This window comes from Paenibacillus harenae (genome assembly GCF_030812415.1).
Taxonomy (GTDB): Bacteria; Bacillota; Bacilli; order Paenibacillales; family Paenibacillaceae; genus Pristimantibacillus; species Pristimantibacillus harenae_A.
Genome location: NZ_JAUSST010000008.1, coordinates 67,639 through 82,159, shown reverse-complemented (window position 1 = coordinate 82,159; position 14,521 = coordinate 67,639). Strand labels below are relative to the sequence as shown.

Genomic DNA, 14,521 nt, shown 5'->3' with positions numbered 1-14,521 from the left:
ATTTGAAATCCTGTTTCACAGAGTGAAACAAGGGTTACATTTTATACAAAAGGAGAATGACGATGTCTAAACAAAATCAATACTCCGTCCGCACCACGCTTGATGCCGGCGGCAAGTCGTATGCATACTATCGTATCGACGGACTTCAGGAGCAAGGGCTTGGCGACGTTTCGAAACTGCCTTTCTCGATCAAAGTATTGCTTGAAGCAGCCGTTCGCCAATTCGACGGACGCGCAATTACGCCTGAGCACGTGAAACAGCTGGCTACTTGGGCTGACGGACGCGAGGACAAAGAAATTCCTTTCATCCCTGCCCGTATCGTTTTGCAGGACTTTACCGGCGTACCGGTTGTCGTTGACCTTGCGGCCATGCGCGACACCGTTAAGAAAGCCGGCGGCGATCCGAAGAAAATCAACCCGCTCGTCCCGGTCGATCTCGTTATCGACCACTCGATCATGGTTGACGCATTCGGCAGCCCTGAAGCTCTTGAATACAACACGAAAGTCGAATTCGAGCGCAACGAAGAACGTTACCGTTTCCTTCGCTGGGCGCAAACGGCGTTCGATAACTTCCGCGCGGTGCCGCCGGGCACAGGTATCGTTCACCAAGTTAACCTGGAGTACTTGGCATCCGTTGCCGCAACGAAAACAATCGACGGCGAAACCGTCGTATACCCTGACTCCCTTGTAGGCACGGACTCCCATACAACGATGATCAACGGTCTTGGCGTCGTAGGTTGGGGCGTTGGCGGTATCGAGGCGGAAGCAGGCATGCTCGGACAACCGCTTTACTTCGTCATGCCGGAAGTTATCGGCTTCAAATTGACAGGCAGCTTGGCGGAAGGCTCTACGGCAACTGACCTTGCATTGACGGTTACTCAAATACTTCGCAAAAAAGGCGTTGTCGGCAAATTCGTCGAGTTCTTCGGCCCTGGCTTGTCCAACATCAGCCTTGCCGACCGCGCGACGGTTGCCAACATGGCTCCCGAGTACGGCGCAACGATCGGCTTCTTCCCTGTCGACAGCGAGACGCTTGCATTCATGCGTCAAACGGGTCGTCAAGAAGAACAAATCGAGCTTGTTGAAGCTTACTACAAAGCGCAAAGCATGTTCCGTACGGACGAAACGCCGGACCCTGTTTTCTCCGACGTTATCGAGCTTGACCTCTCGACAATCGTTCCTTCGCTTGCCGGACCGAAGCGTCCGCAAGACCGCGTTGAGCTGACTTCGATGAAGGAATCGTTCAACAGCATTATCCGCACGCCGATCGACAAAGGCGGATACGGCCTGAGCGACGAGAAAATCGAGCAATTCGTTACCGTTAACCATAATGACGGCCAAGTGTCCAAAATGGGCACGGGCGCCGTTGCGATCGCAGCTATTACGAGCTGTACGAACACATCCAACCCAAGCGTAATGCTCGCTGCAGGCCTCGTCGCTAAGAAAGCGGTAGAGCGCGGTCTGAAGAAGCCGGCTTACGTGAAGAGCTCCCTGACGCCGGGCTCGCTCGTCGTTACGGAATATTTGAAAAAAGCTAACCTGATCGAATCGCTCGAAGCGCTCGGCTTCCACGTTGCAGGCTACGGCTGCGCGACTTGTATCGGCAACTCCGGTCCATTGCCGGACGAAGTAAGCAAAGCGATCGCCGACAACGATATGACGGTAGCGGCCGTATTGTCCGGTAACCGTAACTTCGAAGGCCGCGTTCACGCTCAGGTTAAAGCGAACTACCTGGCTTCGCCGCCTCTCGTTGTTGCTTATGCGCTCGCGGGTACGGTTAACATCGACCTTGCAAGCGATGCGATCGGCTACGATCAAGACGGACAGCCGGTATACTTGAAAGACATCTGGCCTACGAACCAAGAAATCAAAGACGCAGTTGCGGCTTCGCTGAACCCGCAAATGTTCCGCGACAAATACGAGAACGTATTTACGCAAAACGAGCGTTGGAACGCGATTTCCGTACCGGAAGGCGAAAGCTACGAATGGGACGAAAAATCGACGTACATCCAAAACCCGCCGTTCTTCGAAAGCATCGGCGACGCGCTTACCGACATTGCCGATATTCCTTCGGCAAGCGTGCTTGCGCTTATGGGCGATTCGGTTACGACCGACCATATCTCCCCTGCCGGCAACATTACGGTTAACAGCCCAGGCGGCAAATACTTGATCGACAACGGCGTTGAGCGCAAAGACTTCAACTCGTACGGTTCCCGCCGCGGCAACCACGAAGTGATGATGCGCGGTACGTTCGCGAACATCCGCATTCGCAACCAAGTGGCTCCTGGCACAGAGGGCGGCGTAACGACTTACTTGCCAACAGGCGAAGTGATGTCCATCTACGACGCATCGATGAAATACCAAGATAGCGGCAAAAACCTTGTCGTAATCGCCGGTAAAGAATACGGAACGGGAAGCTCCCGCGACTGGGCTGCCAAAGGCACGTACCTGCTTGGCGTCAAAGCCGTTATTACCGAAAGCTTCGAGCGTATTCACCGCTCCAACCTTGTCGGCATGGGCGTGCTTCCGCTTCAATTCCAAGAAGGCCAAAGCTGGAAAACGCTTGGCATTACCGGACGCGAGACGTTCGACATTACAGGCCTGAGCAACGACGTTCAACCGGGCGATACGGTTACCGTAACCGCTACTCGCGAAGACGGCACAACGTTTGAATTCCCGGTAATTGTTCGTCTGGACTCCCTCGTTGACGTAGATTACTACCGCAACGGCGGCATCCTGCAAACGGTGCTTCGTCAAATGATCGCGAACATGTAATAAAAGTGAAAACGGGATGGTGCAGGTGTTATCTGCTCCATCCCGTTTCTATTTATCGACTACGCCTTTCCCCCTCTATCATCCTTCGTACCGCAAGTACGTTTGCCGAGTTAGGTATGTTGGATTTTTGCAGTAACTTTCCGAGGTTTTGACTATCGAACGAAGTTACTGCAGATATCCAACATAGCTCGTTTCTTTAGATTGAAACGAAGGAGGTGTCCCTTAGCCTATGGCTTTGGGAACACCTCCTTTTTAAATCCTGCTTACACAATCATCATGCCTAGACGCTTGGCCGATTCGATCATCACAGGCGCATAGCCGCGCATCGTGTCCATCGTCAGTCGGCTCGCAGGACCCGATACCGACAAGGCGGCAACCAGCTTGCCCGAACGTGTCAGAATCGGCGCCGACAACGCCGCAGCGCCCGGCTCGCGCTCCTCGAAGCTCGTCGCGTAGCCCTGCGCAACGATCTCGTCCAGCTGCTGCTTATACTGATCGAGGTCTATCGCATACAGCCATGCAGGATCGACGAACAGCTCCTGTTGAACGTGGGGCTCCGCATAAGCGATCAACACTTTGCTGGACGCTCCCGCATAGAGCGGCAGCCGCGCCCCGACAGGCGCCACCCGCCGCACCGGCTGATTGCTCTGCACCGCTTGAATCCGTATACGCTCCGAGCCGTCCCGCACATAGATGCTGACCGTCTCTCCCAGCCTGTCGCGCAGCCGCACCATCTCCGGCAGCCAGATCGTCGCCTGATCGTCCGAACGGGACAAATTAGCCGACAGCTCCCATACCTTAAGCCCCAGATGATACCGCTCCGTCGCCCGGTCACGCTCCAGAAAGCCCTTCTCTTCAAGTGTGGCAAGCATGCGGTGAACCGTACTCTTATGCAGCCCGATATGCTCGGCTATTTCCGTCATTGCCCAATCCGTCTTCGTCGTAAAGCAGAGTAAAATATCAAGCGCACGATCTACCGCGCGTACAGTCGTTTTGCCTTCCTCCATGCCGCCCCATCCTCTCTATCCGGTGTTTCATTCAATGAAACTGATTCTCATTTCAGTATACCCTATTGGTTCTTAAGCCGTAAAGAAAAGTCTCTACGTTACAGCTATATTACAAACGATTAACATCTTGTCGACATCAATTGACAGGCTACTTCATCAGGACTACGATAAAAGTACTAGACACAAAAGAACGCTTACATTTTTAGTTTAGCCGCCGCTTCTCTCCCTGCCACTACGACGCAACCGGAAGCACCATTGAAGGAGGATGACGATATGAGCACAACAACAATGACGCAACGGCCGCTGGAATCCGGTTTTTCGGGCAGCTTGCAGCCGTTCCCTTTCATCGACCCCGACGGGCTGTTTGCGAAGAGAAAAGCAAAGAGTCGCGTCAAGCATTTGGTCGTTGCCTCTATCGCCTCCGTCACTGCCATGTGCTTGCTGGCTATCGTTATCTTTCACGGTTATGTTGCTTGGATGCTCGCTTATCCATACGTAGCTCCGCTCACTTCCAATCCGAAAGCCGCCATCGGACTTGAATACGAAGACGTTGTTTTCCCAAGCCATAGCGGCCATACGACCGTTAGCGGCTGGTTCGTTCCCGCAGCCGGCTCCGAGATAAGCGCTGCAGACGCGTCCGATGCCGCATCAACGAGAACCGTCGTATTCAGTCACGGCTACGGGGCCAATCGCGAGGAGACATGGGTACCGATGTACGATCTCTCCAAGCTGTTGAACGGCTTAGGCTACAATGTGCTGCTATTCGATTACGGGTATGCTTCCAAGGAATACAAAGCGCCGGCTACAGGAGGTTTGGAGGAATCGCAGCAGCTTCTCGCAGCGATTGATTACGCCAAGTCGCGCGGTGCGGAGGACATCGTCGTATGGGGCTTCTCGATGGGCGCCGGTACGGCTCTGCAGACCGCGCTGCAGACCGAGGAGATCGACGCAATGATTCTCGATAGCATGTTTGTTCCAAGCCCGGAGGCTTTGTTCGATAATTTGAATCAATTCGTAGAGCTGCCGCGCTTCCCATCGTTGCCTCTCATCAAATCCCTTATCCCTCTGTGGACGGGATCGAGCTTCGGTTCCATACCTGCCGAAGAGGTCGTGTCGAATGATTATGAAATGCCGATCTTCGTGATTCACGGCACAAACGATGTGAAAGCGCCTTATGAGACGGCAGAGGTTGTCGCATCCGTGCAAGGCAATCCGCTCTCCCGCTCTTGGATCGTGCCTGACGGCCAGCATGAGATGCTGTTCCAAGTCCATCCGCGTGAGTATATACAGCGGGCAGCGCTCTTCTTAAGCCAAGTGGACGGCCAATTGCAAGCCGACAAAACGTTATAGCCTAACATTAAACCAACTTAGCACGACATAACCCCTATATGCGACGAATACATCTACCTTAGATGCATTCTATAGTTGCAGCACATAGGAGGCGATGGCCGTGCTTTTTATTTATGGCAAACTGATGCCTGTAAGAGCAATGGAACTTGTCCGTCACTGGAAAATGCAAGAGAAAGAGCATAACGCCATCATCCTGCAAAGCGCTCCATATCTGGACCTGCAATATGCCGGCTTGTTGCAGTCGTGGGAGCCCGTGTTTGCCGGAACGGCGCAATACGCCAATCAATGGCTGGAATCATGGCTTCCCCATCCTACCCGATTGCCGGAGCATGCCGAACATACCGTCGATGCGCTCATTGACACCGCGCTCGAGCAATCCCATCGCTATGTCGAACAGCTTGAACAGCTGTTAGGCGGCAATACGCCGCAGAGCGCACGGACGATTATCGCCCATTCCATCCGCGAGACGAATTACTATCGCGGGCTAGTCGGCGCATACAGGCAAGCCGCCAACAGCCCAGGCAACCGCGAGCTGCGCTCTCCGCTTGCCCAAGTGCCGATCGGCGGGCATACGTTGCCGCCCCTTCCTTACGATTATGACGCTTTAGAGCCTTATATCGATGAGATAACGATGCGTATTCACCACGACATTCATCATAAGTCGTATGTAGACGGTCTCAATAAAGCCGAGACGCAGCTGCAGATCGCCCGCGATACCGGCAACTTTGACCTCGTCAAACATTGGGAGCGCGAGCTTGCCTTTAACGGAGCGGGGCATTACCTCCATACGCTGTTCTGGAGCGTCATGTCTCCCCATGGCGGAGGCGATGCCGCAGGCCCGATCGCTACGCAGCTCGCGAACGATTTTGGCAGCTACGCAGCTTTCAAGAAGCAGTTCAGCGAAGCGGCAGCTAAGGTCGAGGGCAGCGGCTGGGCCATCCTCGTATGGAGCCCCCGCAGCAGAAGGCTAGAAATCTTAACCGCGGAGAAGCATCAGAATTTATCGCAATGGGATGCGATCCCGCTGCTTCCGCTGGACGTGTGGGAGCACGCCTACTATTTGAAGCATCAGAACAAGCGCCCCGACTATATCAAGGATTGGTGGAGCGTCGTCTACTGGCCGTACGTGAACGAGCGCTTCGAGGATGCGGCCCAGCTTGTCTGGCGGCTAATTAACGATTAAACGCATCAGAAGGCCCCGATGCTCCGTTCACACAGAGCGTCGGGGCCTCCCCTTGATTAGTGATTTGCTACCAATTGCCTCTTTGAGCCTGGAAAAGCGTCTCTATCATGCTCGAAAGCTTCTTAAGCGTTGGCTCGGCGGAATCTTGCTCGAACAACGTCGGGAAAACTTCTGCGAATTCTTTAGGACGCTTATTAAGAATGCCGTAATGATTGACAGCCTCCGGATTCAACTGGAACGTTGCAGGCACGGAATCCGCCGTCTCCAGCTTCATGATACGAAGCAGCTCGTCTTGCTGCACGAGCGGTTTGTCATTATAACGTGGGTTCTTCATCGCAAGCGCGTTGTAATTCGCGAAGCGCACCGCTTCATCTTCATTGTCGCCGGCCAGCGCCTTCAGCAGTTCCACTGCCGCGCTCTTGTTCGGCGAATCGGCCGCAATCGCCAGCCCCGTCGTCAGCATCGTATTATACCGGTTTCCATCTGCAAACAGAGGCATTCGAGTTATTCGGAGATCGATATTTTCATCCAACAGGGAATACAGCTCGGACGGCCTCCCCATTCCTAGCGCTATAGGGCTGCTCTTGTTCACCCCATTGAATTGCTGAACGCGCATATCCGAGACATATCGCTCGAATGCGGATACCGTCGATTCACTGTCCAAATATTGGATGAAGCGAGTGCCGTCTTCCGAAGTATAAGCGCCTCCAAGCCCTTTAATGATGTGCTCTACCGCATCGAACTCATCGGGAATATCGGTAACGTAGCCTTCCGCGTTCAGTTTCTCCGACGCCGCGACGAAATCATCCCACGTCCAGCCCTCATGCGGTACCGCAATATTCAGCTGGCCAAATACCCGCTCATCGTAAAAAACAATCATCGGTTCGCTCTTTATGGGAAGCATGCGTGCCGTTCCGTTCAACCTCGTCCGGTCGACCAGCTTCGCATATGACTCATTCCATCCTGATATCTGCACGACAGGATCAAGGTTCTCCAATTCGTCAACACCGGCAACCCACTGGATCTGATAAGGCACTACCTCGATAATGTCGGGCAACGGCTCTTGAGGAATCGTAGAAGGCTCATCCGTCATGAAACTAATATCGATCAGCTCGATCTCCAGATCGGGATGCTGTTTCAGGATGCCTCTCAATTTATCGTATATCGGTCCCTTTGTGGATTCATCAAGAGGATGTACATACCCGCTTCCAATAATTGTGCCTCTATTGATCGCAATCCGCAGCTTGCCCGACAGCCTCTCCTCATCCCCCACCGGATCGGTATTATTTTGGCATGCCGAGAGGAACAACAGTAAGACAATTGATACACTGATAATGGTTCTTCCTATTCTTCTCATTAAGATTACGCCCCCTTACAGCTTTCGTCTGGTAAATACCATTCGACTTGCGATTCATACATCTGTTTATAGTCGCCGCCTAACTTCATTAGCTCGTCATGCGTGCCCTGCTCGATCAGTTCCCCTTGTTTTAATACCAAAATCCAATCCGCTATACGGCAGCTACCTAACCGATGGGATACGAGAAACGTTACTTTGCCTTCAGACAGCCGCTTGAACTGGCGATATAGCTCCGATTCGGCATTAGGATCCAGCGATGCAGTCGGCTCATCCAATACGACAATCGAGCCGTCATTAAAATACGCCATGCCGAGCGCAAGCTTCTGCCATTGGCCTATCGACAACTCCTGTGCATTCTGAAATCCCGCCCCTACCAGCGCATCGTAGCCATTGTGCAATCGACTTATAAATTCGGATGCGCCGGATAAGCCGGCTGCCGCCTCAATCGCCGAGAGATTATCCATAAGCTCCACGTTTCCAAAGCCGATATTTTCTTTGATACTTCCGTGATAGTGTACATAATCTTGAAATACTGCCGATACGCGTTTCTTGAATGAAGCGACATTGATTTCCTTTAAATCAACATCGTCATAAGTAATACTGCCCTCGTAGCTTTGATGAAGACCAATCAGGCAATGAATGAGCGTGCTCTTCCCCGCTCCGTTATCCCCTACGACCGCGACAGTCTCGTTTGCTTTAATGCAAAACGATATATTTTTCAGCGCCGGCTTCGTGCTGCCAGGATAGGCAAAGGAAAGGTTGTTGACCGTAATGCCTTCCTGCACCTTGCCGGCAAATTCGAGTTCTTCATGAGCAGTTCGTTCCTCTTCCGTATCCATGAACGTAAAAAATTGTTGAATAATCATGCTCTCTGCATAAAATTGCGATAAACTGTAGGCTACATTTTTCATTTGCGATTGCGTCGACACTATAATTTGTGACACGGCTACAAACGTGCCGAGCGACAATTTCTTGGAATAGCACACCCACAGCACGTATACGGAGTAGGCAAGTAAAGACAGCGTGTTCCAACCATCGATACCCGAGCGCGTGCTAATCGACTTTCTGTCTACTTTTCTTTGTTCATGCGCGTTTTTCCAATAGTATTCGCCCCATTCCTTTAAGAAAGCAGGCGCTAAACGATAAATGCGAAGCTCCTTTGCCGCAAAACAATTGGTGAGCAACTCAAACAAATAGACAAACTCTCTTTCTTGCATATTTAGAAACAACGAAATTCGACGAAAATCCAAAAAAGGAATTAACAATTCTTTAATTACAATATTTATATTATTTTATACTAAATATTCAATCAACCTTACAAATTCTAGATAATTACAATGATTCCCCATGTTGATTCGAATAACTTGTCGAGGTTAGTCACTTTATGTAAATTAATGTAATCGGTTTATCCATTGCGATTTATCTCTTTAATGAAGCATAATGCGATAAAAAACGGGTCGGCGGCTCCCTTATAAGAGAGCCGCCGACCCGTTTCAACTATTATACCGATATTGGGATTCTATTGCTTCAACAACGCAAGAAACTCGGAGCGCAGCGCAGCGTTGCTGCGGAACTCGCCGCGCACCGCCGAGGTGACGGTTTTGCTGCCCGGCTTCTTCACGCCGCGTGCGCACATGCACAGATGCTCGCCTTCGACGACGACCATAACGCCATGCGGTGCAAGCTCCTCATCCATAATGTCGGCAATCTGCGACGTGATGCGTTCTTGCACCTGCAGTCTGCGCGTAATCGCTTCGACCAGGCGCGCCAGCTTGCTAAGCCCGGCGATCTTGCCGCTCGGGATATACCCGATATGGGCCTTGCCGAAGAAAGGCGCCATATGATGCTCGCACTGGCTGTAGTACACAATGTCTTTGACAATGACTAGCTCCTCATGCTGTTCATCGAACGTAACGCCCAGCACTTCCCGGGGGTCAACCTCATAGCCCGCGAATATTTCCTCATACATCCGAGTGACGCGCGCGGGTGTCTCCAGCAGTCCCTCGCGCTCCACGTCCTCGCCTACCAGCTTCAATATCTCTTTTACGTGGTATTCGATTTGCTCCCGGTTGCTCGTTACCTTTGTATTGACGTAATCTTTCCTTCCCGCCACGTATGGTCACTCCTTCCGGATCATTCCTCTTAACTCCCGAACAAATGCCTTTATTTACGAGGAAACTTTTGATTTTTCATCATGTTTTGCGCGCGGTTCATTTGCTGCTTATTCAAGTTATAGCCCATCTGCTTGGCCATCTTTTGTATCATCTCTGGGTCATTCTGCATCTTCTCAAGCTGCTTGCGCAAATAGAATACGCCGACGAAGAAACCGCCAACTGCGCCGACCACTAATGTAACGATAGGAAGTACAATGTTTAACCACATAAAAAAATGTCACCCGACCCTTTCTAACTCCTGCTGTAATAATTTCATTCATGATAGCATGTTCGCCCTTTGTTCGCAATGAACAGCCATCATTTTCAATCTCTAGCATTCCGCCCTATCGCAAAGCATCGATCGCCTTGGCGATATAAGCCTTGGCTTCCTCGTCGCTCTCCCTCTCAAATGCCGCAAGAAGAGCCTCTCTCGCCTCTGCTCCCCCGATTCGTCCCAGCGCCCAAGCCGCCGTTCCGCGAAGCACCGGCCTCGTATCCGACTCAAGCACCTTCACAAGCTCAGGCACGGCGGACTCTTCCTTGTAATTGCCAAGCGCAATGACGGCATTGCGCTGAATCGGCTTCTTGCCTCGCCAGGCGGACGAACTGCGCGAATACCGTTCTTGGAACTCCTTGTTGCTCATCGAGAGCAGGGGTTCTAAGAGCGGCATAACAAGCTCCGGATCGGGCTGCAGCTCCGGCTGATGCGTCCAGTTCTTCCCCTTATTGCTCGGGCATACCGTCTGGCATGTATCGCAGCCGTATATCCGGTTGCCTATCTTGCGCATAATCGGTTCTTCAACGAACCCTTTGGTCTGCGTAATAAACGAAATGCACTTGCTTGAGTCGAGCTGTCCCGGCCCGACAAGCGCATCCGTAGGACAGGCATCGATGCATATGGTGCAGGAACCGCACTGATCGGTCATTTGCTCGTCGGGAGGCAGCGGGATATTCGTTATCATCTCGCCGAGATATACCCACGAGCCCCATTCCGGCGTAATAACCGCGCAGTTTTTCGCGCTCCAGCCCAGTCCGGCGCGCTCCGCTACCGCACGATCGACGAGCTCTCCCGTGTCGACCATGCTCTCCACTCGCAGACCTTCCACGCGCTCGCGCAGCCAAGCCTCCAGCCGCGCCAACCGGTCGCGCAATACGCGGTGATAATCTTCTCCCCAAGAGGAACGGGACATAATACCGCGTCGTGCGCCGCGTTCCGACTTCGGAGGGTTGTCCATCTTGGACGGGTACGCAACCGCTATCGCGATGATCGATTGCGGGTTGTCGAACAGGAGCGCCGGGTTCGTCCGCTTGTCGAGATCCTTCTCCTCGAAGCCGGATTCCCTGCCGAGCTCGCGGTGGCGTACTAATATTTGCTTCAGCTCCGTGAACGGATCAGCCGATGCGACCCCGATCTTATCGATGCCGAGCTCGGCCGCCGCCGCTTTCATCTCTTCCTTCAGCTTGCTCCACCGATCGTTCATCGCTTACAGCCTGCGGATCGCTTCGCGCGCAAGCTCATCGCAGCGATTGTTCCATTCATTGTCGCTATGACCCTTGACTTTGACGTATTCGACGGTATGCGTCTTCATAAGCTCCCATAGCGCCTTCCATAAATCCTGATTTTCCACCGGATCCTTCTTGCTGTTCTTCCATCCGTTGCGAAGCCAGCCGTTTATCCAGCCTTTCTGGAAGCAATTGACGACGTAAGCCGAATCGCTGTAGACCTTGACGGTGCAAGGCTCCTTCAACAAGCTTAAGCCTTCGATGACCGCTTGAATTTCCATCCGGTTATTCGTCGTATGCTTCTCTCCGCCGGAAATTTCCTTCTGCTTCGATCCGTAGAAGAGCACCGCTCCCCAGCCGCCAGGCCCGGGATTGCCGGAGCAGGCTCCGTCGGTATAGATCATAACTTCCTTCATTAATGTTCTACCTCCCAAGTTCTAAACGAGTGGAATGCTTTACTTATGCTTAGCGCGGATTTACGCTTTCGCTTTTTCTACAATCCGCGTATTTTGTGATAGGGCCATAAAATATAATCCGCCCTGCCTTGAATCAGACTTCGCGGTACAGTGCCGAATATTCGGCTGTCCAAGCTCGCCTGCAAGTGACGGTTGTCTCCCATAACGAAGTACCGCCCCTCCTCCACGACGCTTGGACCGTAATTCATGCCTTCTATAGATGTGTCGATATAATTCTCGGTGACGAGTTCTCCATTGCGGTACAGCTGATTATCGTAGATCTCGATCCGATCGCCCGGAACGCCGATGATGCGCTTAACGAGAAACTTCTTGTCCCCGCTTCCTTCATCTGGCTCCTTCAATATGACGACGTCGCCTACTTTCGGCTTGCCGACCAAATATACGAATTTGTTGACGAACAGCCATTCATTATCGACCAGCGTCGGCTCCATGGAATGACCCTCTACCGTAGATAAGTTGAATACAAAAAAATGGACGATAAGGACCACCGCGAATGCGGCAATAAGCGTCTTCAGCCAATCCCAGGCCTCGGAACGCCAAGTCCGTTTATTGCTATTGCCCATATTGGAGGATGGAGATGTTTCCGAATCTGCCATTGTCATTGTTCCACCTCGCCGTTTGCCTGCAACCACGCTTCGTAGTAGGCTGCTATCTGCTCATCTTGGAAAGGCGCTTGTCCTCGTTCTATTCTCAACAGCAAGGAGGATAGTCCTTCTTGTACTTTGTCGTCCACCATCTGCGGATAATGATAAAGATTGCTATGAAGCTCATATTCATCCCGATCGACGACAAAGCATCCTCCGTCGGTCGTGCGAATGACATCCAGGTCGTAATCGATATATGTCAGCACGTCCCCTTGCAAATAAGGAGGCGAGGCGATGTTGCAATAATAGCGTATGCCGCCCTCTTCAATAAGCGCGACGATGTTATACCAAATGCCGGGTATGAAGAAGGAGACGGCGGGAACTCGGCTAATCCATAACTTGCCGTCCGATTCCTGTATCGGCGTCTGTCTATTAATAAGAACGATCATGGACTCTTCCCGGTGTTCCGGAACGAGAAGCTCGCTCGGAACGAGCCAATTACGCTGCCATGTACGATGGATGTGGCCGTTATGCTTGAAGCTCTTGATAACACAGTGCATGTATCGTACCATACCGTTCTCCTCACACCTGTCTATAGTAATAAGAAAAGCATATCTCACCGCCAAAAGCAATGGCGATGCAGATATGCCCCTGCACAAATTATGATTGCAGTAAATCCGCGTTAACCCGTTACGATGCTCAGCTTCTGGAATGACCGGAAAAAGTCGTTGGACGCGTAGCCCATGGACTCATATAACGGCAATACCGGCTCGTTGTGCTCGTCCGCGGTAATGAGTATCTTTGTAACATGACGCTGTTCGAAGCGCTGACGCAGCCCTTGGATAAGCGACTTGCCTATTCCTCTCCGTTGATGCTGTGGCGATACGGCGATCCGATAATAATAACCTTTGTTATTATCGATCGTTCCGATAATCATTCCAACAATCTCGGAATTTTCGACAGCGACTAGAACCAAATCGCTATCCCATGACAATTGACGTGCAAAAGCTTCCATCGTTTGTTCGTAGCACTCCTCGGTTAACACTTCTTCGAGAAGAGCTGTAATCGGTCTGTAATCGGACAACTGGAAGGAACGTACGTTCATTAAATTAACACCTTCTATTTCTTGTCATAGTGCTGCTTCTCAAATATTATACGACAAAATCATACGAATTCCTTCTAAAATCTTCGAAATTCCTTATAAAAATTAAAGAAATCTTCGTTTTTCTCTTGAAAACGCTTTATATAAAGCGTTTTCATTCATTTTATATCTTTTTATGTTAAAAATACGTTAATGGACCTAATCCCTGAATATTCGAGTCCCTTCTGTGTTACGCTATGATGGTTGCTGGGAGACGCTCTTTTGGGCATCCTACTTTTGCAACAATAATGTTGATTTATTCAATCCGATAAGGGATAATGGAATTGAGAAGTTACATATATTTAGGAGGTAATAATAATGGCACATCAACTACCGGCATTGCCTTACCCGCACAACGCGCTTGAGCCGCACATCGATGCGACTACAATGGAAATCCACCACGGCCGTCACCACAACGCATACGTGACGAACCTGAACGCGGCACTTGAGTCCGCTCCCGAACTGCAAAGCAAATCGATCGAAGAGCTGATCTCCGATTTGGCTAGCGTACCGGAAGGCATCCGCACGGCTGTTCGCAACAACGGCGGCGGCCATGCTAACCACAGCCTGTTCTGGGAAACAATCGCGCCGAACGCTGGCGGCGCTCCTACAGGAGCTCTTGCAGCGGCAATCGAGAGCGAGCTTGGCGGCTTCGAAGCTTTCAAAGCCGACTTCGCGAAAGCGGCAACTACTCGTTTCGGCAGCGGCTGGGCATTCCTTGCGGTTGCTAACGGCAAATTGAAAGTATACAGCTTGCCTAACCAAGACAGCCCGATCATGGAAGGCGAAACGCCAATCCTCGGACTGGACGTTTGGGAGCATGCTTACTACCTGAACTACCAAAACAAACGCCCCGACTACATTGCAGCGTTCTGGAACGTTGTAAACTGGGCTGAAGTTGGCAAACGTTACGAAGCTGCTGTTAAGTAATCGTTGCTAATCGAAGAGCGGCACTGTTCTCATTTCTGAGGGCAGTGCCGTTTTTTTGTTGCA

At 51.6% G+C, this 14,521-nt stretch carries 14 protein-coding genes; 4 read left to right on the top strand and 10 right to left on the bottom strand.

What is annotated here, in order from left to right; all coding sequences use genetic code 11:
* Positions 1 to 62: 62 nt before the first annotated feature.
* Positions 63 to 2,774, top strand: a complete 2,712-nt coding sequence (gene acnA / locus J2T14_RS26115) for an aconitate hydratase AcnA (protein ID WP_307475647.1) — start codon at positions 63 to 65, stop codon at positions 2,772 to 2,774.
* Between the two features lie 263 nt (positions 2,775 to 3,037).
* Here the strand turns inward: acnA and J2T14_RS26110 are convergent, their stop codons facing one another.
* Positions 3,038 to 3,781, bottom strand: a complete 744-nt coding sequence (locus J2T14_RS26110) for an IclR family transcriptional regulator (protein ID WP_307475644.1) — start codon at positions 3,779 to 3,781, stop codon at positions 3,038 to 3,040.
* Between the two features lie 273 nt (positions 3,782 to 4,054).
* On the opposite strand from J2T14_RS26110, the gene J2T14_RS26105 reads away from it, so the two are divergent.
* Together J2T14_RS26105 and J2T14_RS26100 are read left to right on the top strand one after the other, a co-directional pair.
* On the top strand, positions 4,055 to 5,131 hold the full coding sequence (locus tag J2T14_RS26105; RefSeq protein WP_307475641.1) for an alpha/beta hydrolase: 1,077 nt from the start codon (positions 4,055 to 4,057) through the stop codon (positions 5,129 to 5,131).
* Positions 5,132 to 5,231: 100 nt separating this feature from the next.
* Positions 5,232 to 6,314 (top strand): Fe-Mn family superoxide dismutase, encoded by a 1,083-nt coding sequence (locus J2T14_RS26100; RefSeq protein ID WP_307475639.1) that lies wholly within the window; start codon positions 5,232 to 5,234, stop codon positions 6,312 to 6,314.
* A gap of 67 nt (positions 6,315 to 6,381) precedes the next feature.
* Here J2T14_RS26100 and J2T14_RS26095 read toward each other — a convergent pair whose 3' ends face one another.
* The 9 genes from J2T14_RS26095 to J2T14_RS26055 all read right to left on the bottom strand — a co-directional run bounded on the left by J2T14_RS26095 (position 6,382) and on the right by J2T14_RS26055 (position 13,492).
* Positions 6,382 to 7,671, bottom strand: a complete 1,290-nt coding sequence (locus J2T14_RS26095; RefSeq protein WP_307475636.1) for an ABC transporter substrate-binding protein — start codon at positions 7,669 to 7,671, stop codon at positions 6,382 to 6,384.
* 5 nt (positions 7,672 to 7,676) lie between these two features.
* The gene (locus tag J2T14_RS26090; protein WP_307475634.1) at positions 7,677 to 8,864 is read right to left on the bottom strand and encodes an ABC transporter ATP-binding protein; all 1,188 of its coding nucleotides are present in this window, start codon (positions 8,862 to 8,864) and stop codon (positions 7,677 to 7,679) included.
* 326 nt (positions 8,865 to 9,190) lie between these two features.
* On the bottom strand, positions 9,191 to 9,784 hold the full coding sequence (gene folE / locus J2T14_RS26085; protein WP_307475632.1) for a GTP cyclohydrolase I FolE: 594 nt from the start codon (positions 9,782 to 9,784) through the stop codon (positions 9,191 to 9,193).
* Between the two features lie 50 nt (positions 9,785 to 9,834).
* Positions 9,835 to 10,053, bottom strand: a complete 219-nt coding sequence (locus J2T14_RS26080; protein ID WP_307206429.1) for a YneF family protein — start codon at positions 10,051 to 10,053, stop codon at positions 9,835 to 9,837.
* Positions 10,054 to 10,168: 115 nt separating this feature from the next.
* A complete protein-coding gene (queG, locus tag J2T14_RS26075) occupies positions 10,169 to 11,305 on the bottom strand; it encodes a tRNA epoxyqueuosine(34) reductase QueG (protein ID WP_307475630.1) in 1,137 nt (378 codons plus the stop codon).
* 3 nt (positions 11,306 to 11,308) lie between these two features.
* Positions 11,309 to 11,743 carry a ribonuclease HI gene (gene rnhA, locus J2T14_RS26070; RefSeq protein ID WP_307475628.1) on the bottom strand — a complete coding sequence of 145 codons (435 nt, stop codon included), beginning with the start codon at positions 11,741 to 11,743 and terminating at the stop codon, positions 11,309 to 11,311.
* Positions 11,744 to 11,820: 77 nt separating this feature from the next.
* Entirely contained in the window at positions 11,821 to 12,399 is a 579-nt protein-coding gene (lepB, locus tag J2T14_RS26065; protein ID WP_307475625.1) for a signal peptidase I, read from the bottom strand.
* A 2-nt stretch (positions 12,400 to 12,401) separates the two neighbouring features.
* Positions 12,402 to 12,959: a DUF402 domain-containing protein gene (locus J2T14_RS26060; protein ID WP_307475623.1), complete on the bottom strand. Its 558-nt coding sequence runs from the start codon at positions 12,957 to 12,959 to the stop codon at positions 12,402 to 12,404.
* Positions 12,960 to 13,069: 110 nt separating this feature from the next.
* A complete protein-coding gene (locus J2T14_RS26055) occupies positions 13,070 to 13,492 on the bottom strand; it encodes a GNAT family N-acetyltransferase (protein ID WP_307206434.1) in 423 nt (140 codons plus the stop codon).
* Positions 13,493 to 13,846: 354 nt separating this feature from the next.
* Here J2T14_RS26055 and J2T14_RS26050 point away from each other — a divergent pair, with 354 nt between their 5' ends.
* Positions 13,847 to 14,458: a superoxide dismutase gene (locus J2T14_RS26050; RefSeq protein ID WP_307206435.1), complete on the top strand. Its 612-nt coding sequence runs from the start codon at positions 13,847 to 13,849 to the stop codon at positions 14,456 to 14,458.
* Positions 14,459 to 14,521: the final 63 nt, after the last annotated feature.

What these genes read in the sequence shown, in the direction of transcription:
- rnhA (WP_307475628.1), bottom strand. Translation starts at nt 11,743, where the DNA reads ATGAAGGAAGTTATGATCTATACCGACGGAGCCTGCTCCGGCAATCCC.
- lepB (WP_307475625.1), bottom strand. Translation starts at nt 12,399, where the DNA reads ATGGCAGATTCGGAAACATCTCCATCCTCCAATATGGGCAATAGCAAT.
- J2T14_RS26105 (WP_307475641.1), top strand. Translation starts at nt 4,055, where the DNA reads ATGAGCACAACAACAATGACGCAACGGCCGCTGGAATCCGGTTTTTCG.
- acnA (WP_307475647.1), top strand. Translation starts at nt 63, where the DNA reads ATGTCTAAACAAAATCAATACTCCGTCCGCACCACGCTTGATGCCGGC.
- J2T14_RS26050 (WP_307206435.1), top strand. Translation starts at nt 13,847, where the DNA reads ATGGCACATCAACTACCGGCATTGCCTTACCCGCACAACGCGCTTGAG.
- J2T14_RS26060 (WP_307475623.1), bottom strand. Translation starts at nt 12,959, where the DNA reads ATGGTACGATACATGCACTGTGTTATCAAGAGCTTCAAGCATAACGGC.
- J2T14_RS26055 (WP_307206434.1), bottom strand. Translation starts at nt 13,492, where the DNA reads ATGAACGTACGTTCCTTCCAGTTGTCCGATTACAGACCGATTACAGCT.
- J2T14_RS26110 (WP_307475644.1), bottom strand. Translation starts at nt 3,781, where the DNA reads ATGGAGGAAGGCAAAACGACTGTACGCGCGGTAGATCGTGCGCTTGAT.
- queG (WP_307475630.1), bottom strand. Translation starts at nt 11,305, where the DNA reads ATGAACGATCGGTGGAGCAAGCTGAAGGAAGAGATGAAAGCGGCGGCG.
- J2T14_RS26095 (WP_307475636.1), bottom strand. Translation starts at nt 7,671, where the DNA reads ATGAGAAGAATAGGAAGAACCATTATCAGTGTATCAATTGTCTTACTG.
- J2T14_RS26080 (WP_307206429.1), bottom strand. Translation starts at nt 10,053, where the DNA reads ATGTGGTTAAACATTGTACTTCCTATCGTTACATTAGTGGTCGGCGCA.